Annotated in this window: 20 protein-coding genes; 4 read left to right on the top strand and 16 right to left on the bottom strand. The window is 58.3% G+C overall.

The genetic code is table 11. The features are described 5' to 3' along the window. Window positions 1-46: 46 nt before the first annotated feature. The 3 genes from ACYVIT_RS19450 to ACYVIT_RS19440 form a co-directional block, all read right to left on the bottom strand. Window positions 47-1,153 carry an enolase C-terminal domain-like protein gene (locus tag ACYVIT_RS19450; RefSeq protein WP_415804129.1) on the bottom strand — a complete coding sequence of 369 codons (1,107 nt, stop codon included), beginning with the start codon at window positions 1,151-1,153 and terminating at the stop codon, window positions 47-49. Window positions 1,154-1,220: 67 nt separating this feature from the next. Beyond that, window positions 1,221-1,847, bottom strand: coding sequence for a glutathione S-transferase family protein (locus tag ACYVIT_RS19445; RefSeq protein WP_415804128.1), 627 nt, complete (start codon window positions 1,845-1,847; stop codon window positions 1,221-1,223). A gap of 66 nt (window positions 1,848-1,913) precedes the next feature. Further along, the gene (locus ACYVIT_RS19440; protein WP_415804127.1) at window positions 1,914-2,879 is read right to left on the bottom strand and encodes a Bug family tripartite tricarboxylate transporter substrate binding protein; all 966 of its coding nucleotides are present in this window, start codon (window positions 2,877-2,879) and stop codon (window positions 1,914-1,916) included. Between the two features lie 134 nt (window positions 2,880-3,013). Between ACYVIT_RS19440 and ACYVIT_RS19435 the strand changes: the two genes are divergently transcribed. After that, window positions 3,014-3,793, top strand: coding sequence for a FadR/GntR family transcriptional regulator (locus ACYVIT_RS19435; RefSeq protein ID WP_415804126.1), 780 nt, complete (start codon window positions 3,014-3,016; stop codon window positions 3,791-3,793). 131 nt (window positions 3,794-3,924) lie between these two features. Here ACYVIT_RS19435 and ACYVIT_RS19430 read toward each other — a convergent pair whose 3' ends face one another. Genes ACYVIT_RS19430 through ACYVIT_RS19420 form a run of 3 tightly spaced genes read right to left on the bottom strand, consistent with a single transcriptional unit; the run spans window position 3,925 to window position 5,963 of the window. After that, the gene (locus ACYVIT_RS19430) at window positions 3,925-4,311 is read right to left on the bottom strand and encodes a RidA family protein (protein ID WP_460478280.1); all 387 of its coding nucleotides are present in this window, start codon (window positions 4,309-4,311) and stop codon (window positions 3,925-3,927) included. 38 nt (window positions 4,312-4,349) lie between these two features. Further along, window positions 4,350-5,228: a glutathione-dependent disulfide-bond oxidoreductase gene (gene yghU / locus ACYVIT_RS19425; RefSeq protein WP_415804124.1), complete on the bottom strand. Its 879-nt coding sequence runs from the start codon at window positions 5,226-5,228 to the stop codon at window positions 4,350-4,352. Between the two features lie 30 nt (window positions 5,229-5,258). After that, window positions 5,259-5,963: a glutathione S-transferase family protein gene (locus ACYVIT_RS19420; RefSeq protein ID WP_415804123.1), complete on the bottom strand. Its 705-nt coding sequence runs from the start codon at window positions 5,961-5,963 to the stop codon at window positions 5,259-5,261. 149 nt (window positions 5,964-6,112) lie between these two features. Here ACYVIT_RS19420 and ACYVIT_RS19415 point away from each other — a divergent pair, with 149 nt between their 5' ends. Then, window positions 6,113-6,691: a TetR/AcrR family transcriptional regulator gene (locus tag ACYVIT_RS19415; protein ID WP_415804122.1), complete on the top strand. Its 579-nt coding sequence runs from the start codon at window positions 6,113-6,115 to the stop codon at window positions 6,689-6,691. A 61-nt stretch (window positions 6,692-6,752) separates the two neighbouring features. Here ACYVIT_RS19415 and ACYVIT_RS19410 read toward each other — a convergent pair whose 3' ends face one another. The 6 genes from ACYVIT_RS19410 to ACYVIT_RS19385 all read right to left on the bottom strand — a co-directional run bounded on the left by ACYVIT_RS19410 (window position 6,753) and on the right by ACYVIT_RS19385 (window position 12,158). Further along, window positions 6,753-7,070: an NIPSNAP family protein gene (locus tag ACYVIT_RS19410; RefSeq protein ID WP_415804121.1), complete on the bottom strand. Its 318-nt coding sequence runs from the start codon at window positions 7,068-7,070 to the stop codon at window positions 6,753-6,755. A 187-nt stretch (window positions 7,071-7,257) separates the two neighbouring features. Beyond that, the gene (locus tag ACYVIT_RS19405; protein WP_415804120.1) at window positions 7,258-8,562 is read right to left on the bottom strand and encodes an MFS transporter; all 1,305 of its coding nucleotides are present in this window, start codon (window positions 8,560-8,562) and stop codon (window positions 7,258-7,260) included. A gap of 31 nt (window positions 8,563-8,593) precedes the next feature. After that, on the bottom strand, window positions 8,594-9,364 hold the full coding sequence (locus ACYVIT_RS19400; RefSeq protein WP_415804119.1) for an SDR family NAD(P)-dependent oxidoreductase: 771 nt from the start codon (window positions 9,362-9,364) through the stop codon (window positions 8,594-8,596). Between the two features lies 1 nt (window position 9,365). Further along, on the bottom strand, window positions 9,366-10,139 hold the full coding sequence (locus ACYVIT_RS19395) for an acetoacetate decarboxylase family protein (protein WP_415804118.1): 774 nt from the start codon (window positions 10,137-10,139) through the stop codon (window positions 9,366-9,368). After that, window positions 10,136-11,308: an alpha-hydroxy acid oxidase gene (locus ACYVIT_RS19390; RefSeq protein ID WP_415804117.1), complete on the bottom strand. Its 1,173-nt coding sequence runs from the start codon at window positions 11,306-11,308 to the stop codon at window positions 10,136-10,138. The genes ACYVIT_RS19395 and ACYVIT_RS19390 overlap by 4 nt, the downstream gene beginning before the upstream one ends. Window positions 11,309-11,312: 4 nt before the next feature. After that, complete coding sequence (locus tag ACYVIT_RS19385) at window positions 11,313-12,158, bottom strand: fumarylacetoacetate hydrolase family protein (protein WP_415804116.1); 846 nt, start codon at window positions 12,156-12,158, stop codon at window positions 11,313-11,315. Between the two features lie 217 nt (window positions 12,159-12,375). Here ACYVIT_RS19385 and ACYVIT_RS19380 point away from each other — a divergent pair, with 217 nt between their 5' ends. Next, window positions 12,376-13,383, top strand: coding sequence for a GntR family transcriptional regulator (locus tag ACYVIT_RS19380; RefSeq protein WP_460478279.1), 1,008 nt, complete (start codon window positions 12,376-12,378; stop codon window positions 13,381-13,383). A 20-nt stretch (window positions 13,384-13,403) separates the two neighbouring features. Here ACYVIT_RS19380 and ACYVIT_RS19375 read toward each other — a convergent pair whose 3' ends face one another. The 3 genes from ACYVIT_RS19375 to ACYVIT_RS19365 are packed head-to-tail and all read right to left on the bottom strand — an operon-like array spanning window position 13,404 to window position 16,423. Further along, window positions 13,404-14,480 (bottom strand): phosphotransferase, encoded by a 1,077-nt coding sequence (locus ACYVIT_RS19375; RefSeq protein ID WP_415804114.1) that lies wholly within the window; start codon window positions 14,478-14,480, stop codon window positions 13,404-13,406. Next, complete coding sequence (locus ACYVIT_RS19370; RefSeq protein WP_415804113.1) at window positions 14,473-15,666, bottom strand: acyl-CoA dehydrogenase family protein; 1,194 nt, start codon at window positions 15,664-15,666, stop codon at window positions 14,473-14,475. The genes ACYVIT_RS19375 and ACYVIT_RS19370 overlap by 8 nt, the downstream gene beginning before the upstream one ends. A gap of 10 nt (window positions 15,667-15,676) precedes the next feature. Next, window positions 15,677-16,423 carry an SDR family NAD(P)-dependent oxidoreductase gene (locus ACYVIT_RS19365; RefSeq protein WP_415804112.1) on the bottom strand — a complete coding sequence of 249 codons (747 nt, stop codon included), beginning with the start codon at window positions 16,421-16,423 and terminating at the stop codon, window positions 15,677-15,679. A gap of 157 nt (window positions 16,424-16,580) precedes the next feature. Between ACYVIT_RS19365 and ACYVIT_RS19360 the strand changes: the two genes are divergently transcribed. Beyond that, complete coding sequence (locus ACYVIT_RS19360; RefSeq protein WP_415804111.1) at window positions 16,581-17,279, top strand: GntR family transcriptional regulator; 699 nt, start codon at window positions 16,581-16,583, stop codon at window positions 17,277-17,279. Here ACYVIT_RS19360 and ACYVIT_RS19355 read toward each other — a convergent pair. Then, on the bottom strand, window positions 17,255-19,099 hold the full coding sequence (locus ACYVIT_RS19355) for an ABC transporter ATP-binding protein (RefSeq protein WP_415804816.1): 1,845 nt from the start codon (window positions 19,097-19,099) through the stop codon (window positions 17,255-17,257). The two genes, ACYVIT_RS19360 and ACYVIT_RS19355, sit on opposite strands and share 25 nt — an antisense overlap. Window positions 19,100-19,111 lie beyond the last annotated feature (12 nt).

The following is a 19,111-nucleotide window of genomic DNA, read 5'->3' as shown; positions in this document are numbered from 1 at the left end:
GTCCAGGCAGGCCGATGCAGCACCTGCCTGCCTCACCATGCCGGACTCACAATACGGCGATACGCTTACGCTCAATAAGATCAAAATCGATTTTCGCGCCGAGCCCCGGCTCGGTCGGAGCGTGAACAAACCCCTGCGCATCAGGTTCGATGTCTTCGATCAGACCGTACTTCTGCGCGCCAGCGGGTAAGAGCACCTCAAAGAACTCGGTATTCTTCAACGCCATTGCAACGTGCAACTGAGCCACGTTGTTCAACGAGTTTCCACCATGGTGAATTTCATAATTCATGCGAAAGGCTTCGGCCAGATGAGCGGCTTTCAGCATGCTGGTAATGCCGCCTTTGAGCGGGATATCCCCTCGCAGGAAATCAGTCGCATTTTGCTGAATCCACGGCACATAGGCATCGAGCACAGCTGCCGGGGCCTCGGTGGCCATGATGGGAATATGCAGTTGCTGCTTGAGTTTTACGTAGTTGTAGAGGTCCGAATCCTGTAGCGGATCTTCGTACCAGTAGTAATTCAATTCCTCGATAGCGCGGCCAACGCGGACGGCCTCGGGATACTGATATGCCCACGCGGCATCGAGCATGACCAGATAATCATCGCCGACCGCCTTGCGTACCGCTTGGCATACGCGGATATCCTCTTGCCAGGGATGAGGCGGGTGGATCTTGTAGGCGGCCCAGTTCAAGGATTGATAATGCAACGCCTCGTCGGCATATTCCTGAGCCGAGTCCAAAATCATGGAGCTGGCGTAAGCCCTGATCTTGGTGCGATAGCTGCCGATCAGGCGATGGATGGGCAGACCTGCGACTTTACCGGCAATGTCCCATAGCGCCACGTCGCAGGCGCCAATCGTGCGTATGGTGGTGGTGCGGGCGCGACGCCACATGGCTTGAAACAGCCGCTCCCGATCCAGAGGATCCTGGCCCATCAAGATGGGCTTGAGATACTTGATCAGATTAGGGGCATCCAAGTCCGCGGGATAGTACGCGGACCCCAGAAACGCATGCCCGGTCACGCCGTCGTCGGTCTGGATGGATAGCAGACCCATTTTGCTTGATCCCGCGAACTTGCCAGTATGGGCGGCGTAGCTGGTAGGAGGGATGTCATCCCAAGAGAAAAGGGTGACGCTGACATTGTCGATCTTCATGAATACTCCGTTATGGGGCGCCTGTGCTGTCCGGCTCAATGCAGTAGTCCGGCAGTAGCCTCGCCGATCATTGACTTGCTTCGGTATATAGGCGCATACCTTCGATGACGCCAGGCCGTGCCGCCATGCGTTGCGCCCATGCGGTCAGTGCGGGATATGTTCCAGGATCCAGCAGATTGCGGCGTAGCGCATAGTTGGGGTAGAGGATGAAGTCGGCATAGCTGATCGCACCCGCCAGATACTCGCGCGTTTTGAGATGTTGCTCGACAATGCCGAAATAGCGCAGGAAACGTTTCCGAAAGAGATCGATGTGTGACTGGACTTTTTCCGGGGAAACGACCTCTACCTGGTTCATGGCGGCGCTGGTGCCGCCAATGTCGGTGCCGGCTTGCCAGGCCCATTGCATTGCCTGGGCCTGTCCTGCTGCGTCTTGAGGCACAAAGCGGCCGGATTTCTGGCACACATAGAGCACGATGGTTCCCGATTGCGCCAGTACGAGAGGGCGGCCATCCGGGCCGTCAGGATCCACGATGGCAGGAATCTGGCTGGCCGGATTGATCTTTAGATATTCCGGTGTCTTGTGTGCACCCGCGCCTACATCGATAGGGATCACGCGGTGCGGCAACCCTGATTCCGCTAAAGCGATCGTAGCGCGTAGACCGTTGCTGGTACGCCAAGCGTAGACATCTATCATTCATTTACCTTTCTGTTGATGTGGGGTGACAGCGCTTTGCTGGCGATGCGGCCAGTTTCCGTCGGATCATTCCACTTTCACGTTTGCCCGTTTGATCAATCCGGCCCAGTCGTTGGATTCCGCATCCAGCCATTGTTTGTATTCAGCGGCCGACTGGTACACAGGCTCGACCATCATTTTTCTCAGCGTCTCCACCGTTTTAGGATCACGCATGAAATCCTGCACCGCCTGATTAAGCTTCTGGATATCTGCCGCCGGCATCGTTGCCGGTGCAAACAGGCCTTGCGAGATCATCGCGGAAAATCCCGGCACACCAGCTTCACTGATGGTCGGGATGTCTGATGCGTAGGGGGAGCGATTGGGCGTCGCGATCGCCAGAGCACGCAGCTTGCCTGCCCGTAGCAATTCCAATACCGACGGCAATCCCGTAAACACCATGTCGATATGACCGCCTACGGTATCCGAAATGGCGGGGCCGCTGCCTTTGTAGGGGACATGCACCAGCTTGATCTTGGCCTGCTCCATGAGTTTTTCTGCAGCCAAATGCGTGATGCCACCTGCGCCGGAAGAGCCGATGGTGAGCTTGCCTGGTGTTTTGCGGGCGGCTTCGAGCACGTCCTGGAACGTCTTGAAGCGGGAGTTGGCGGGGACCACGAGTACGTTGCCAAAACTCGCCAGGTTGGCCACGGGAATCAAGTCTTTGCGCGAGTAGCTCAGAGAAGCATAAAGAGAGGGAATGATGCTATAGACCGCGGAGTCCGAAACCAGCAGCATCTTGTTTGGGGGCGTTGATTTGACGACAGTTTCGGTGCCGATGATGCCGCCTGCTCCGGCGCGGTTTTCAACGATGACTGTTTCTTGCAGCGCTTTTCCCAGCGCTGGTGCGACCATGCGGCCGAACAGGTCAGAGCCGCCGCCGGGGTTGTACGGCACGACCAGTTGCACCGGTTGCCCGCCCTGCGCACTCGCGGCGATAGGAACGAGTGGTAGTCCGAGCGCGATGCCAGCCGCGCATAACAGCTTTTTCAACATTGCTTGTCTCCGAATTTTGTTCGTACTACCGATTGGCATGCTTTGCATGTCAAACTCGTCTTCTCGGCTGTCGTGGCCGACGATTTATTTGTTTGGTAAATTACATCATTGTTAAGTTGTCAGGCAACTATTTTATGGCTAGCGTTCCGACAAATAACCGTTCGCGGAAGACGCCTCCCCATGAGCCCTCCGACGAGGACCTGCGTGCAGCGCGCCCACCTCGACTGGCCGATCAACTCTACGATCGTCTGCTGCAGCAGATCACCTATGGGAAATATCCCGAAGAAAGCCGGCTGCCGTCGGAGTTCGATTTATGTGCGACGTTCGGCGTTTCCCGGCCGGTGGTTCGCGAGGCACTGTTTCGCCTGCAGGCTGATGGCGTCATCGTGTCGCAGCGCGGCGCGGGGTCTTATGTGCGAAAGCGCCCCAGTCCAGAGTTGATACGGCTGGCTCCGATAGGAGGCTTGGCGGAACTGGTGCGTTGTATGGAGCTACGCAGCGCAATCGAGGGTGATGCGGCCTATATGGCTGCGGCGCGACGCAGCGACGATGATCTAGCCATCATGGCCAAAGCCCTCGAAGATATGCGAATCGCTTTCGAGGCACGTCAAGTCGGCAACGATGCCGATTACCGTTTTCATCAGGCGATTGCGGCGGCATGTGGCAACGATCTATTCGTGACGACGCTGCAGTCGCTTTCCCAGCAGATATTCGACTACATGCGTGTCATGCGCAGCTTGGCGTTATCCAGCGCGGTGACACGAGGCCAGCAGGTGCAGCGCGAGCATGAATGTATTTTCCAGGCGATTCGTGATCAGCAACCTGAGGCGGCACGAGATGCAATGCGTGAGCATATCCACAATTCCAGGATGAGAACGCTGGACGAGAATTTTCTGCCTGCGAGAAAGCGGTAATGGGCGGATGTTGTAGGTACCTCCGGCCAGGAGCATGTCAGGTCCTGATCGAGTAAATGTGCTGGTGCGCCAGCCATCACCCGGAACCGCAAACGGCGTGCGACAGATGATGGCCCGGCGCTAGAGCTTCATCACGCCTCAGACATCGGCCCGCCCCGATATTTCGGACGCTTGGCCGCAGTCACAATGATTTCCACCAGCAGCTCCGGCGAGGCCAATTTGGCCTCGCACGTCGCACGCGTAGGCATTGCGTTCGCCGGCACCCATTCGGCCCAGGCGGCGTTCATGCCGTCGAAGTCGCGTTCGATGTCTTTGAGCCAGATCTGCACGGACAAGAGTCGGGACTTGTCCGATTTGGCCTGTGCCAGATAGCCATCGATTTTCTTCAGCACATCGCGGGTCTGTTCGGTAATGCCTCCCGCGGCATTCGATGTCACGCCCGCCACATACACGGTATCTCCGTGAATCACGATTCGGCTCAAGCGCTCGTTGGACTCTCTGCGTACGATATCGGTCATGGGGGTCTCCTTTGCGCGTGGACGGGCGTGAATGATCGTCAGGATCGTGTCGGTTCGATCTTATCCTGAGTTTTGGTTTCAAAGTCACCCGCGTCGTGGCGCTCGCGCAATTGTTCGGATGGCTCTCCGCTCATGCGATTGACCATACGGCCGCGGCGTACTGCGGGGCGCGCCAGAATGGTATCGGCCCAGCGCTGGACGTGCTTGTAGTCCTGGACGCTGAGGAACTCTGCGGCGCCGTATTGCCAGCCTTTCGCGAGCCCGCCGTACCATGGGAACACGGCGATATCGGCAATCGTATAGTCGTTGCCAGCCAGGTACTCGCTCTCGGCCAGCCGCCGATCGAGTACGTCGAGTTGACGTTTGACCTCCATGGCGAAACGATCGATGGCGTACTCGATCTTGGTCGGTGCATAGGCATAGAAATGACCAAAGCCCCCGCCCAGATAAGGGGCGCTGCCCATTTGCCAGAACAGCCAGTTCAACGTCTCGGTACGCCCCTGGATAGCCTTCGGGATGAAGGCACCGAATTTTTCGGCCAGGTACAACAGGATCGAGCCTGACTCGAACACACGAATCGGCTCGGAGCCGCTGCGATCGAGCAGGGCAGGGATCTTGGAATTGGGATTGACGTCGACAAATCCGCTGCCGAACTGATCGCCGTCACGGATATTGATCAGCCACGCGTCGTACTCGGCGCCAGTGTGCCCCAGCGCCAGCAGTTCCTCCAGCATGATCGTGACCTTGACGCCGTTGGGCGTGCCGAGCGAATAGAGCTGTAGCGGATGCCGGCCGACCGGCAATTCCTTGTCGTGCGTCGGCCCCGCGATGGGCCGGTTGATACTGGCGAAATGACCGCCGCTGGGTTGGGTCCAAGTCCAGACCTTTGGTGGGACATATTCGGGAGAGTCTGCCATGCTGATGCTCCGGGATAGCGTCGATGCCGCTCAGGCGGCCGGGGGATAGTTGGAGGGAAAGAGCGCGCGTTTGGTTTCTTCGTCGTTGACGCGCTTGAACTCGTGGTCCTGGCCTACGGCGCGTGCTCGCGCAGCCGCTGGGCGCGCTTCAACGGTTTCAAAGAGACGCTTGAGATTGGGGAAGGGCGCCAGAGGATCGTCCGCACCTTTGCGTACTCGCGAGGCACGGTCGAGCCAGCCCCAAGCCGACATATCTGCGATCGTGTACGTGTCACCGACGATGTAGTTGCGCCCTTCGAGGTGGTCGTTCAACACCTGATAATGACGTTCCGCCTCGCGCCGATAGCGATTGACGGCATAGTCCAGGCCCTCCGGTGCGGCAAACTGAAAATGTACCGCTTGTCCCGAGAATGGGCCCAGGCCGGATGCCAGGAACAATAGCCACGAGAGCAACTCTGGCCGGTCTTGGGCGGAGCCCATGAACTTGCCGGTTTTTTCTCCGAGGTAGAGCAGAATCGCGGTGGAATCAAAGACGCGCGCTTCTTTGCCATCGGGCCCATCCGTGTCGACGATGGCGGGAACTTTGCCGTTGGGGTTGATCGCCCGGAAGGCAGGCGTATGTTGTTCGCCCTTGCTGGTATCGACCGGGAAGACTTCGTAGGGCAGGCCGGCATCCTCGAGAAATAGTGAGATCTTTGCGGGATTCGGCGTGGGATGAAAATAGAATCGGATCATCTTTTGCTCCGAGCAACCTCGGCGTCTATGCCGGGGAGGAAAGGGGGAACGGGGTTTGTACTATTGAGTTTTAGTACAACCATTCTATAATCGCTCAACAGCAAAAGAATGGCAAGCACTGCGATGCCATGACGGGATCAGAAAACGATATGGCAAGGCCCAGAGAGTTCGACGAGGATGTGCTGCTCGATGCGGTGATGCATTGCTTTTGGTCGCAAGGCTATGAGGCCACGTCCGTGAAAGACCTCACTTGCGAGACGGGAATCACTGCGGCCAGTCTCTACAACGCCTATGGGGATAAACGCGGGCTGTTTCGAGCCGCGCTTGATCGCTATGTGGTTCACATCACAGAGCGGATACAGAAAGGCGAAACGCTCCCGCCTCACGAAGCCATCGCCTATTTTTTTGACCAGATTCTGAGCCGTTCGCTGAATGATCGCGAACACAAGGGGTGCATGCTGGTCAATTCTGCGTTGGAGCTCGCCCCTCATGATCCCGAGTTTCGAAGGACCATTGCCGATGCATTGAAGAACATTGAGATGTTCTTTCTACGTTGCATCACTGCAGGGCAGACTGACGGGACGGTCACGCGTGCGTTGCCCGCAGAGCAATTGGCTCGCCATTTGCTCAGTGTGTTGATGGGTGTGCGTGTGTTGGCCCGAGCACGCCCGGAAAAAGCGTTGCTGGAAGGAGCGGTTAAGACTGCTTTAGCATTGCTGAGAAGTTAGGGCTGCCAATCCGTATAGTAACTCCAGTCGCCTTCTTTTCCGGGACGTGATCTGCTGAACGTCAGGGGGTGAAGAATGACACCGGGGTCATCAGGCGGTTTTCCTGGCTGACGACATAGCCTGCTTCGGCGCTCTTGGTCAGGTAGCTCGCCCATTCTGGATCGCTTTGCAAGGCCTGGCGCCGCGCTGCGCGGTCAGCGGCGTCTTGATAGACCCAGATGTGCATGTAGCTGTTTACATTGCCCGTCTCGGTCTGCATATAGGCCAGGGGCTTGCCCAGATGCCGGCTCTGTATCTCGTAGCCATGCTCCGCATATAGGGCGAGATGTTTTTTGATCGTGCCGGGGCGGCAGGTGTAGGTACGGACGTCGTAAAGCATGCGTGTTCCTTCGTGTAGCATGAGTATTGATGCCAGGCTGCGACAGCCACTTGCACTTTTTGCCTTTGGGTGGCGAATTAGTACGAGTGGTACTGTACGCAGCCAAGGGAACGGCGCGTTAGGACAGATCAGATGTCGTCCAGGACTTTTTTGCGGTAGTGGGAGGCCCGGACCGTTAACGGTCAGATCAGCGCAATCCTGTTTTTACCGTTTCGCGATAGGCCAGTACCGATATCAAAGTCAGAACGGCTGCGCCGATGACAATCCACGATGGCGATAGCAGGTTGCCGGTACGCGACACAAAGTATGTCGCCAGGAAAGGCGCAGTGCCTCCCAGCAGTGTGACGGGGATATTCAGGCTGACCGATAGTCCGGTGTAACGCAACTTGGTGGGCATGATTTCCGACATGGCGCATAGTGCGGTGGCAGAATGGGGGGCGAACGCCAGGCTCATGAGGCACAGGGCGAACACGGTCTGGTTGAAATCCTTCGGATCCAACAGATGGTAGGCCGGATAAGTAATCAGGGCCACGGCAATCATGCTGATCAGCATCAAGGGTTTGCGGCCGACAATGTCGCTGAGCAGGGCGAAGAAGGGCAGTAGGGCGCAATAGAAAACAAGGTTGTACAGATTAGCGCGTTGGGCATCGGCCAGACTGAATCCCAGTACGCTGGATAAGTAAGTGGGCGAGTAGATGTAATAAATGTAGATGCACGCAGACGGTGCGGAGATCAGACCCATGCCGATGAGAATGGATTTCCATTCCTGTTTCAAACCCGTCAGTAGAGGGGCTTTTTCGATTTCGGCGTGCTGTTGTACTGACGTAAAGTGTGGTGTTTCTTCGAGTTTCAGGCGTAGGTAAAGCCCGACTAAGCCAAGCGGGACGCCTGCCAGGAACGGCAGGCGCCAGCCCCAGCTGTGTAGCTGTTCCGTTGTCAGTGTTGCCGTGATCAGGGATGCTACGCCGCCGCCCACCAAAAGGGCCAGGCCGATGGTGAATGTCTGCCATCCAGTGTAGAACCCGCGGCGGTTGGGGGGCGCGTATTCCGAAATGAACGAGGTCGCACCTCCATATTCACCCCCTACGGAGATACCTTGTATGAGTCGCAGTGTGGTGAGCAGAATCGGAGCGGCAATCCCGATCGCGGCATAGGTGGGCATTACGCCGATCAAGGTAGTCGCAGCTGCGATCAGGATGATGGCCACGGCCAGGGGCGTTTTGCGTCCGTATCGATCTCCCAGATGCCCGAATATGATGCCGCCAAGCGGACGCGAGGCGTAACTGATGGCGAAGACCGCAAATGTCAGCAGCAGACTGGCAGCGGGATCATCGGCCGGGAAAAACAGACGGGCGATGACCGTCGCGAAATAGCCGTAGATGACGAAGTCGAAATACTCGATAAAGTTTCCTATGCAGGCTGCTATCAACGCACGCTTGTGCTGTGCGGGTTCCCGCCGACTGGCGGGCAAAGTGGTGGTGGCGGTTTGCATGATGTCTCCTCGGAATATTCTGTAGGGGGTATTAGGCGAGCGTGCTGCCGCCGTCGACGACCAGCGCCGCGCCGTTGCAATGGCGTGCTTGGGGGGACAACAGGAATGCCACCATGTTGGCCACGTCTGCCGGTTGCCCGTAGGGGGCGGAAACAGCGCGTTGAATTTGATTGACTGCGGTATCGCTCTGGCCGGCCATGACATTGATGGCGTCGATCATGGCGGTCTGCGTAGGGCCAGGCAGTACGGCATTGACCCGTACGTTGGACCCAACGGTTTCCAATGCTGCGCTACGTACCAGTCCCAGGACAGCGTGCTTGCTGGCTACATAGCCGGACAGGCCGGCCCGACCTCGGATAGAGGAGGTCGAGCCGATGGCCACGAAACTGCCGCTGTCCGATGTGCGTAACGCTGGCAAGGCATATTTCAGGCACAAGAAAGTACCCGTCGTATTCACCGCCATGGTGCGAGCAAAGACATCGACGGGATACTCAGCGATCGGCTGCACCACGCCAGCTACGCCCGCATTGCTGACTACGCCGTCCAACCGACCATGGCGAGCCAATACATGCTGGATGGTCTCGGCGACGTTTTCTTCACATGTGACGTCCAACGCCCGGATCTCGATGTGCTGCCCGAGGGCCTGACACTGTTGCTGAGTGTCCCGTAGCGCGGCGACATTGTGATCGGTGAGCAGCAGCCGGCAGCCCTGACGCGCCAACGTCAAGGCGATGGCAGTGCCGATGCCGCCAGCGGCACCGGTCACGAGCACCGTTCGTACGGGTTCGCCTGTGTGGGTCATGTCAGGGAATCAGTCGTTGCAGCAAGCGGCGATCCTCTACGGCAAAGCCTCCGCCATAGACGTTGGAGGTCATAAAGTGTGCGCTGAGAACTTCAGGCTCCAAGGCGGCAATAGGGTCGTACTCGCTGGCATGCAGCGTCCAGTCGATGCGGCCGGACAGCGGCTTGCTGTATTGCAACGGCGTGCGCCGGTAAACCACGTCGGCGTAGGCGGTGCCGACCTTTTCCGGGTCGGGCAAACGGCGCACATGGATTTCGCCTGCCGGCTGTTCGGCCTCGTCGGTCAGCAGGATCAGCGGTGCGTCTGGGTCGGGTGTGAAGTGGTAGTCGACCAGTTGTACGCCACGCCGGCGTACCCATCCGCTAATCTGTCCGTCGCGGGTTTCATCGAACGCGTAGTGAGTGTCTTTTTTGGTATAGCCAAAGAGTTCGCGGCCCGCGCAGATCCCCATGGGGTCACTGCAGTACATGAAAATGTGTGTCTGTGTGAATAGATCCTGATAGCGCACCGGTACGGTCACCATCAGATCGAACATTTGGCCGGCGTGGACAGCCAGCGTATGACCAGGCGACAACATGAAGCGGAAGGCAACCCGGTCATTGACCAGTTCGAAGGGCGTATCCGACAAGAGTTTCTCGATCTTGCTACGCTCTACACGGGTGATGACTTCCAGTGTGCGCAGTGGGCATTCCCATTCAACAGGATAGGCGGGGGAGTAAGGCGGGTTCACACCACTGTTCTGGTGCATCTTGTAGTTTCCGAACATTGCGGTCATGCGTGGTCTCCTTGCATGGATTGGATATAGGGATTGACGATTACATCTGGACTGGCATTGTTGATATCGGTCAGGCCGCAGAGGGCCATGGTGGATTCGAGTTCGTGACGCAGGATTTCCAGGCAGCGCGTGACACCGGTTTGTCCCGCGGCGCCTAGGCCGTACATATAGGCTCGGCCAACGAAGGCTGCGGTAGCGCCTAGCGATAGGGCGCGCAGTACGTCCTGGCCACTGCGAATGCCGCCGTCTACGTAAACTTCAGCGCGGCCCGAGACGGCCTGCACGATGGCGGGCAAGGCTCGAATACTGGATGGCGCGCCATCCAATTGGCGGCCGCCGTGGTTTGATACCACGACGGCATCGGCGCCCGCATCAATGGCGCGGCACGCGTCATGCGGATCCATGATGCCTTTTACGACGAGCTTGCCTCCCCATCGTTGTTTTAACCATTGCACGTCTTTCCAAGAGACTGTGCGGTCGAATTGCCGGCTGACCCACTCGGAAAAACCCAGCGTGTCGGATACTCCTTTAGCATGACCGACGATATTGCCGAATGTGCGGCGAGGGGTGCGCAGCATGGATGCGCACCAGCGCGGGCGCGTCAGCAATGCTGAGAGGCCATGTAGCGTAATGCGCGGCGGCACCGACAAACCGTTGCGGATATCTTTGTGGCGCTGTCCCTGAATGGGCAGGTCCATGGTCAGTACCAGCGCGGAACATTGTGCTGCACGGGCGCGTTCGATCAACTGCTCGATGAAGCCGCGATCTTTGAGCATGTAGATCTGGAACCAGAACGGTTGTGCGGTGTGACGGGCGAGATCTTCTATCGAGCAGATGCTGACGGTGGACAGAACGTACGGTACGCCGAACTTGGCAGCTGCGCGTGCTGCCAGGATCTCGCCGTCTGCATGGACCATGCCCGCCAGACCCGCCGGCGCCAAGCCGACAGGCATGGTGACAGGCGTGCCCAGCATGGTGGCATTGACACGGATATCGGCCACATTACATCCCACTCGCTGGCGAAACTTCAGGCGAGCCAAGTCGTTGCTGTTGGCGCGATAGGTAGACTCGCTCCAGGAACCACTATCGACGTAGTCATAAAAAAGACGTGGCACCCGCTTGCGGGCGATAGCCTGCAAGTCGTCGACACAGGTAATGACATTGGCCATGTCGTCAAGCCGCCGACTGCGTGCGGTTTTGTTGCGTGCCCAGCCCCTGAATGCCCAGTTGCAGGGTTTGGCCCGGTTGCAAATACACGGGTGGCGCAAAACCCATACCTACGCCGGCAGGCGTGCCGGTGGCAATGATGTCACCGGGATGCAAGCTCATGAACTGGCTGACGTAGGCGATGAGTTCGGCAACGCCGAAGATCATGTCTGCGGTGTTACCGTCCTGACGGCGCACACCGTCTACGTCCAACCATAGGGGCAGGCGTTGAGGGTCCGTGACTTCATCGCGCGTTACCAGCCAAGGGCCGATAGGGGCGAAGGTATCAGCGGACTTCCCTTTATCCCATTGACCGCCGCGTTCCATTTGCCAGGCGCGTTCGGACACATCGTTGACGATGCAATAACCTGCCACATGATCCAGCGCCTGGGCTGGATTGATACGACGCGCGGTCTTGCCGATGACTACACCAAGCTCGACTTCCCAGTCGACTTTTTCTGCATTTGCGGGAAACTCGATAGGATCATGCGGACCAATGATGGCGCTGGTGGCCTTGAAGAAAATAATGGGTTCTTTGGGTTCGGCCAGTTTGGCTTCACGGGCATGATCCCGATAGTTGAGCCCGATGCAGATGATCTTGCCAATGGCGCCTACGCAAGGGCCAAGACGAGTCTGCGCCGCGACGATGGGCAGGTTGGCCGGATCCGTGGCGGCGATGCGTGCCAAACCCTCGTCTGACAGGTTTGCGCCTGCGATATCGTCGATCAGGCTCGACAAATCGCGAATCTGGCCGCTTTCATCCAGCAACCCGGGGTGTTCGGTTCCCGTGTTTCCCCACCGTACCAGCTTCATATCGATTCACTCCAGAAATTTGGTCGCCAGGACATTGGCGATAGGAATAATGTACATTGTGTGCAATGTACATTTTAGTAGGGTAATCCCGAAGGATGCGCTGTTGTGCTGCATGAGACACTTTCGGATAGTGCCCGCCTGACGCGTGCCCGGCAGTCGCGATACCATTGCGCGCAAGGAGTACATGGGCGGATATGCAAACGATGACCAAGACAGTATGTTGAAACCTACAAACGATCCTTCCGTGGCATTGGACAGAATGTCCATCCAAGACCGTGCCTATCAGTTGCTGAAGAGCATGATTGATGAAGGCCGTCTGCAGGCGGGGGAGAAATTGCTGGAAGCTGAAGTCGCCAAGGCATTCAGCATCAGTCGATCGCCTGCGCGTCACGCATTACGGACCTTGTGTGAAGAGAAACTGATTCGTGAGTCGGCCGGACGTGGTTATGAGGTGATTGGCGTACGCGGCAAGGGCGTTGCGCCAGTGACGGGATTGCCCCGTCGTGCTGTGCTGGATAACGTGCAGATCATGCCTGTGCCGCAGTGGGAACGCATGTATGGCCAGTTGGAGCGTGAGCTGTGCACACAAATGATTTTTGCCAACGTGCGCATTGTGGAAGAGCGCGTGGCCGAGCATTTTGGGGTCAGCAGAACGGTGGTCCGCGATGTGCTGGCGCGCATGCATAGCGTAGGATTGGTCAGCAAGGATTCACTGGGGCACTGGATTGCTGCGAACGTTACTCCGGACAAGACACATCATTTATATGAGTTGCGCTGGATGTTGGAGCCCGAGGCATTGCGTCAGGCTGCACCGCATGTTTCGATGAGCTATCTCGAGCGTGCGCGTGCTACGGCGCTGGATGCATTGGATGGATTTCCGCGCGAGGGCTTCGATACTGACGTTGTCGAACATGACCTGCATGTCACGTTGCTATCGCATTGTCCCAATGAGGAAATTCTGCACGCGTTGGGGCGTACCCGAGTGTTGTTTGTGCCAACCCGGTATTTATTTGACCCCGTACTGCATATCCCATTGAGCCTGATCGAGGATGCCCTGCGCGAACATGTGCAGATATACACGTTGTTGCTGGATCGCAAGCCGGCTCAGGCTGCGCGCGCGTTGCATGAGCATCTGCGGCAGGCTGATGATCGCTGGCTCAAGCGTTTTCAGGGCGCATCATCGATCAAACCGATGGAAATGCCCCCCTATTTGGTAAAACTGTGATGCGACGGTGTGTGCCGGGCTCAAGCTGATCTTGCCGCTCGCGACTCGACCTGTTCCCACGCGATATCGGCGACTCTCGTAAACCGATTTCCCATCGCCTCTGCATCCGCGCTGGCTGCTGTTCCCCGCAGCACACGGCCCTTGATCCCGTGCAGGATGGCGGCAAAGCGGAACATGTTGAAGACGACGTAAAAATCCAGGTCGGGAATTCCCGCGCGCCCAGTGCGTTCGCAATAGGCCCGCACATAGGCCTGTTCATCGGGCAACCCCGAGGCCTGCAAGTCCAGCCCCCCGATCCCTCCCAATATGTCCGGCGGCATGCGGAACATCATGGCGTGATACGCAAAATCCGCTAGAGGATCACCCAAGGTGGACAGCTCCCAATCCAGCACCGCGAGTACCTTGGGTTCTGTCGGATGGAAAATCATGTTGTCTGCCCGAAAGTCGCCGTGCGTGATGGTGACATCCTCCGTATCGGGCAGATGTTTGGGCAGCCATTGGACGAGTTGGTCCATCGCCGGATGACGGCCCGCGAGATCATCCTCGAGATATTGCTTGGACCAGCGGTCGATTTGGCGTTTGACGTAACCTCCGGGCCGGCCGTAGTCACCCAGGCCGATAGCGGTGTAGTCGATCTGGTGCAGCGCTGCCAGCGTGGCATTCATGGCATCCATGTACTGAGCGCGTGCTTCACGCGGTACGTCGGCGAAACTGGCATCCCAGAATACGCGCCCCTCCACCATGTCCATGACAAAGAACCAGCTGCCGATGACGCTGTCATCGGTGCACAGGCCATAGATCCGTGGTACTGCGAAACCTACAGTCCCTAGTGCGCTCATCACGCGGGCCTCGCGTTCTACGGCGTGCGCGCCTTTCAGCAATACGCCTGGCGGTTTGCGTCGCAGGACATAGTTGCGAGCCGGTGTCTGCAGGCGATAGGTCGGATTGGATTGCCCGCCCTTGAATTGGTCTATCGTCAGCGGTCCTTGGTATCCCTCCACGTTGGCCTGCATCCACGCCTCTAAAGCAGCCTGGTCGATGCGATGCTCGGGTCGGATGGCCGTGGTGCCTGCGAAGTTGCCGCTCGCCTTACTCATGCGAGCCTCCGTGCAAAGCATCGCGTTTCATCTTTTTCGCCAGCGACCATTTGTGGACCTCGGTCGGGCCGTCATAAATGCGGAACGCACGGACTTCGCGAAAGATCTGTTCGACGATGGTGTCACGCGAGACACCAGTACCGCCCATGACTTGCACGCAGCGGTCTGCTACGCGAAATAGTGCGTCCGATACCGCGACCTTGGCCATGGAGCTTTCAGTGGTGGCTTGAGAGCCGGAATCCAGTACGCCAGCGCACCAATCGATCATCAGGGCGGCTTGTTGCAGATCGATCAAGTTATCGGCCAGCATGAAGCCCACACCCTCGTGATCGATCAGCGGCTTGCCGAAGGCTTTGCGTTTGACGGCATATGCAGTCGCGATTTCGTGCGCGCGCGCGGCGCCGCCGAACCAACGCATGCAATGCGACAGGCGGGCCGGAGACAGGCGGATCTGCGCATAGCGAAAACCCTCGTGCACTTCGCCGAGGACGTCTTCCTGTGGAACGATGAGGTTATCGATGACGATCAAGGCGTGGCCGCCGGGCATCGAGCTGTCTATGGTATCGAGGATGCGTTCGATACGAATGGCGGGATGGGGCAGTTTGACCAGGAACATCGTGGCTTGGACTTTGTCGCCGGTATTGCTGCGTGCCATCACGATGCCGACTTCGGCGCCTTCTGCACCGGTGATGAACATCTTGCGTCCGTTGATGATCCAGTTATCGCCCTGTTGAACGGCGGTCGTCTGCAGCATCGAAGGATCGGATCCCGCACCGCCGTCGACCGCAGGTTCGGTCATGTAAAAGGCCGAACGCGCGTGTCCACTGACCAGCCGGTCCAGGTACTTGGCCTTTTGCGCTGGGGTGGCGACTTTGCCCAGCAAAAACATATTGCCTTCGTCGGGCGCCATGGTGTTGACCGCTATCGGTCCCAGTGGCGACAGGCCTGAACGCTTGAGCACGGCAGCAGTCTCCTGCTGCGTCATGTGGCTGCCATCGGACAGGATGTGCGGCGTCATTACACCGGCAGCGCGAGCCTTGGCACGCAGTTCCTCGACCAGTTCTGATGTCGGGCCATGTGCAGTGCGGCGCGGATCGTTCTCATAAGGCACCACGACGTTACGCACAAACGCCTCAACGCGTTCACCGGCTTCGCGGCTGCGTTCGCTGGGGTAGGGGGTGTACATGCCTGTTTCCTCAAAGCGTGTTGACGAGATGGCCGCCATCGACCACCAGCACCGAGCCTGTCATGTAGCGCGACGCGTCGCTGCATAACAGCAGCAAGGGTCCATCGAGATCCTCGAGCTGGCCGAGACGCCGTTGCGGAATACGTTTGATCAATGCTTTACCGGCGTCGGATTGCCAAAAATCGGCGTTGATCTCGGTCTCGATATAACCCGGCGCCAGGGCATTGACGCGAACGCCATAACGCGCCCACTCCAGTGCCAGCGTCTTGCTCAGCTGGATGACCCCAGCCTTGGACACGGCATAGGACACGATGCCGCCCGCCTGGCGCAGACCCAGAATGGAAGCCACATTGATGATGCTGCCACCATTGGCCTGTAGCGCGGGCAGCAAGGATTGCGCCAGGAAAAACATCCCTTTGAGGTTGGTGTCCAGCACGGCATCCCAGTCCTCCGAACTGTGCGTGGCTGCCGCACTTTCGCGCACGATGCCCGCGTTATTGATCAGCACATCGAGAGTATCGATGTGCTTGACCAGCTCGGTATGGCTGGCGGCATCCGTGACATCAAAGGGCAGGCACAGCGGGGCCACGCTGCACGATAGCGTGTCGGCAAAGGCCTGCAGCCGGTCCAGCCGCCGGGCGGCGAGGATCAATTGCGCACCCTCGGCGGCCAAGGTTTTGGCAAAGTGCTGTCCCAGGCCGCTGGAGGCGCCTGTGATGAGTACCCGCTTGTTTGCGACGGATAGTGATGACGCCATCGTATTTGTCTCCTCTGGTTCTATTGATCCGCTGCCGGGCGCTAGGCTAGGCGATGAGCAATATTGTCATCCGTGGGGTAGAATTGTTCCATAAAATTGTAGGATGATTTATCTGGCCTGACCAGACCTTTATTTTGATGTGACTAGATCCTTGCTCATGAGCCCATCTGCCCTCGTTGCTGAAACCGGCGATTTGCCGTCGCTACAACCGAAAGCCAAGAGCGCCTCCGATATGGTGTTTCAGGGCATCTTGCGCGAGCTCGAGGCGCATGCCCTGGTGCCTGGCCAACGTCTGGTCGAAGTCGATCTGGTTGCACATTTCGGGGTGGGGCGCAATTCTGTGCGCGAAGCCCTGCAGCGGTTGGCGGCAGAGGGGGTCATCGAGCTCTCGCGGCACAAGGGGGCGGCGATACGATCGCTGAGCCAGCAGGAAACACTGGATGTGCTGGACGTGGCCGAGCGCATGGTGGGCCTGTTGGCGCGCACGGCGGTTCGGGGTGCAGGCGAGCCGTCCGCCCGTGCATCGTTGCAAGAGACCTTGCAGCAATTGGAACAGGCCGATCAGACGCAGGACGGCATTGCTTTTGCCCGCGCCCGCCGGCGGTTTTATCGGGTATTGCTGGATATGGGGGGGAACCTGGAACTCAAGCGCCTGTTTCCTACGATTTTGATGCCGGTGGTGCATGCCCAGCATCGTTTGCCCAGCCTGCAGAAAATGCGTCTTGACGACTATCGGCGCATTGCCTTGGCCGTATTGGACGACAAACCGGACCAGGCCGAGGCGGCGGCCAGCGCGCACGTGAACCATGTGCGCACGACGATTCAGACCGCCTATGCCGCTGGTACGTCGTCCTGACCCAGAAAGCCGCCGCTCTGGTGTTGCCACAAGTTGGCGTACACGCCATTCTGCTGCAGCAGCTCAGCATGAGTGCCTTGCTCGATGATGCGGCCTTGGTCCATCACGATCAGCCGGTCCATCGCTGCGATCGTGGACAGGCGATGCGCGATCGCAATCACCGTCTTGCCCTGCATCATTTCGCTGAGGCTCTCCTGTATGGCGGCTTCGACTTCGGAGTCGAGGGCGCTGGTGGCCTCGTCCAGTAACAGGATCGGGGCATTCTTGAGCATGACCCGTGCAATCGCGATGCGTTGGCGCTGTCCGCCCGACAGCTTCGCTCCGCGTTCGCCGACCTGGGTGTCGTAGCCTGTGCGGCCTTGCGGGTCGCTCAGGCGTTGAATGAAATCATCGGCCTGGGCATGCATGGCGGCCGCTTGTATATCCGCATCGCTGGCCTCGGGCAGTCCATAGGCGATGTTGTCGCGAATACTGCGATGAAGCAATGACGTGTCTTGGGTGACCATGCCGATGGCTTGCCGCAAGCTGTCCTGGGTCACGTGAGCGATGTTTTGTCCATCAATGCAGATGCGGCCTGCATCGACATCGTAAAAGCGCAGCAGCAGATTGACGAGTGTGGACTTGCCTGCGCCGGAACGGCCGACAAGGCCGATTTTCTCGCCCGGTTTCACGGTCAGGCTCAGTCCATCCAGCACCTGACGGTTGCCGTTGTAGTTGAACGAGATCTGGTCGAAGACGACTTCGCCCTTGGTGATCTGCAGCGTCGTTGCGTCGGGTTGATCCTGGACTTTGACCTTGCGGGAAAATGTCCCGATGCCATCCTGCACCGTGCCGATAGCCTCAAAGAGCGAGGTCATCTGCCACATGATCCAGTGCGACATGCCGTTGACCCGCAAGGCCATTGCCGTCACGGCGGCCACCGCGCCGGGCCCTACTGAACCGACATGCCACAAATGCAGGGCATATCCGCCAGCAGACAGAATCAGCCCGACCACCAATGCCTGATTGGTAATTTCGAATTGGCTGACCAGGCGCATCTGCCTATAACCGGTCAGCTTAAAGTCTTCCATCGCGGCGCGCGCGAAATGCGCCTCGCGATTGGTATGCGAAAACAATTTAACGGTAGTGATATTGGAATACGCATCTGTCACACGGCCTGTCATGGACGAGCGCGCGTGTGCTTGTTCCTGCGATACCTTGCCCAATCGCGGAATGAAATATCGCATCGTCAGCCCATACAGGACGATCCAGGCGAGAAACGGGATCATCAGCCGGCTGTCAAAACCTCCTGCCAGGGCGATGATGGTCACAAAATAGATGCCGATGCCCAGCACAATCTCGGAAAACGTAAACAGCACCTCGCGTACGGCGAGGGCGGTCTGCATGACCTTGGTGGTGACACGTCCGGCAAACTCGTCGGCAAAGAACGACAGGCTTTGCTGCAGCATCAGGCGGTGAAAATTCCAGCGCAGCCGCAGCGGGAGATTGATCGCCAATATCTGATGCTGGATGATGGTCCGTGCGGCAACCAGGCCGATACTGGCGACCAGCACGATACCGATGCTCCACAGCACCCGCGTTTCCTCGGCAGATATCGCATCCGTCTGCCAATCGGCCAGAAAATCCACGATCTGGCCGAGAAAGGCAAATAACCAGGCCTCATAGATCGAGACGCTGGCGCTGAACAGCGCCAGCAGGGCGAGATAGCCACGCGCGCCTTTGGAGCACGCCCATAGGAACCGCAACAACCCCTTGGGAGCGATGGCGGGAGATTCGGTGGGAAAGGGATCAAGCAGGTGTTCAATCGGGCGGGGCAAGATAGCCTCCGGTGA

This window comes from Bordetella muralis, from assembly GCF_054781015.1.
The sequence above is the reverse complement of the archived record's forward strand: the minus strand, read 5'-3'. Positions and strand labels throughout refer to the sequence as shown.

Bases quoted from the DNA above. Each gene is read 5' to 3' on its own strand.
- ACYVIT_RS19405 (WP_415804120.1), bottom strand. From the start codon at position 8,562: ATGCAAACCGCCACCACCACTTTGCCCGCCAGTCGGCGGGAACCCGCA.
- ACYVIT_RS19410 (WP_415804121.1), bottom strand. From the start codon at position 7,070: ATGCTTTACGACGTCCGTACCTACACCTGCCGCCCCGGCACGATCAAA.
- ACYVIT_RS19440 (WP_415804127.1), bottom strand. From the start codon at position 2,879: ATGTTGAAAAAGCTGTTATGCGCGGCTGGCATCGCGCTCGGACTACCA.
- ACYVIT_RS19360 (WP_415804111.1), top strand. From the start codon at position 16,581: ATGAGCCCATCTGCCCTCGTTGCTGAAACCGGCGATTTGCCGTCGCTA.
- ACYVIT_RS19365 (WP_415804112.1), bottom strand. From the start codon at position 16,423: ATGGCGTCATCACTATCCGTCGCAAACAAGCGGGTACTCATCACAGGC.
- ACYVIT_RS19370 (WP_415804113.1), bottom strand. From the start codon at position 15,666: ATGTACACCCCCTACCCCAGCGAACGCAGCCGCGAAGCCGGTGAACGC.
- ACYVIT_RS19420 (WP_415804123.1), bottom strand. From the start codon at position 5,963: ATGATCCGATTCTATTTTCATCCCACGCCGAATCCCGCAAAGATCTCA.
- ACYVIT_RS19450 (WP_415804129.1), bottom strand. From the start codon at position 1,153: ATGAAGATCGACAATGTCAGCGTCACCCTTTTCTCTTGGGATGACATC.
- ACYVIT_RS19375 (WP_415804114.1), bottom strand. From the start codon at position 14,480: ATGAGTAAGGCGAGCGGCAACTTCGCAGGCACCACGGCCATCCGACCC.
- ACYVIT_RS19385 (WP_415804116.1), bottom strand. From the start codon at position 12,158: ATGAAGCTGGTACGGTGGGGAAACACGGGAACCGAACACCCCGGGTTG.
- yghU (WP_415804124.1), bottom strand. From the start codon at position 5,228: ATGGCAGACTCTCCCGAATATGTCCCACCAAAGGTCTGGACTTGGACC.
- ACYVIT_RS19430 (WP_460478280.1), bottom strand. From the start codon at position 4,311: ATGACCGATATCGTACGCAGAGAGTCCAACGAGCGCTTGAGCCGAATC.
- ACYVIT_RS19390 (WP_415804117.1), bottom strand. From the start codon at position 11,308: ATGGCCAATGTCATTACCTGTGTCGACGACTTGCAGGCTATCGCCCGC.
- ACYVIT_RS19415 (WP_415804122.1), top strand. From the start codon at position 6,113: ATGGCAAGGCCCAGAGAGTTCGACGAGGATGTGCTGCTCGATGCGGTG.
- ACYVIT_RS19380 (WP_460478279.1), top strand. From the start codon at position 12,376: ATGTTGAAACCTACAAACGATCCTTCCGTGGCATTGGACAGAATGTCC.
- ACYVIT_RS19400 (WP_415804119.1), bottom strand. From the start codon at position 9,364: ATGACCCACACAGGCGAACCCGTACGAACGGTGCTCGTGACCGGTGCC.
- ACYVIT_RS19395 (WP_415804118.1), bottom strand. From the start codon at position 10,139: ATGACCGCAATGTTCGGAAACTACAAGATGCACCAGAACAGTGGTGTG.
- ACYVIT_RS19435 (WP_415804126.1), top strand. From the start codon at position 3,014: ATGGCTAGCGTTCCGACAAATAACCGTTCGCGGAAGACGCCTCCCCAT.
- ACYVIT_RS19445 (WP_415804128.1), bottom strand. From the start codon at position 1,847: ATGATAGATGTCTACGCTTGGCGTACCAGCAACGGTCTACGCGCTACG.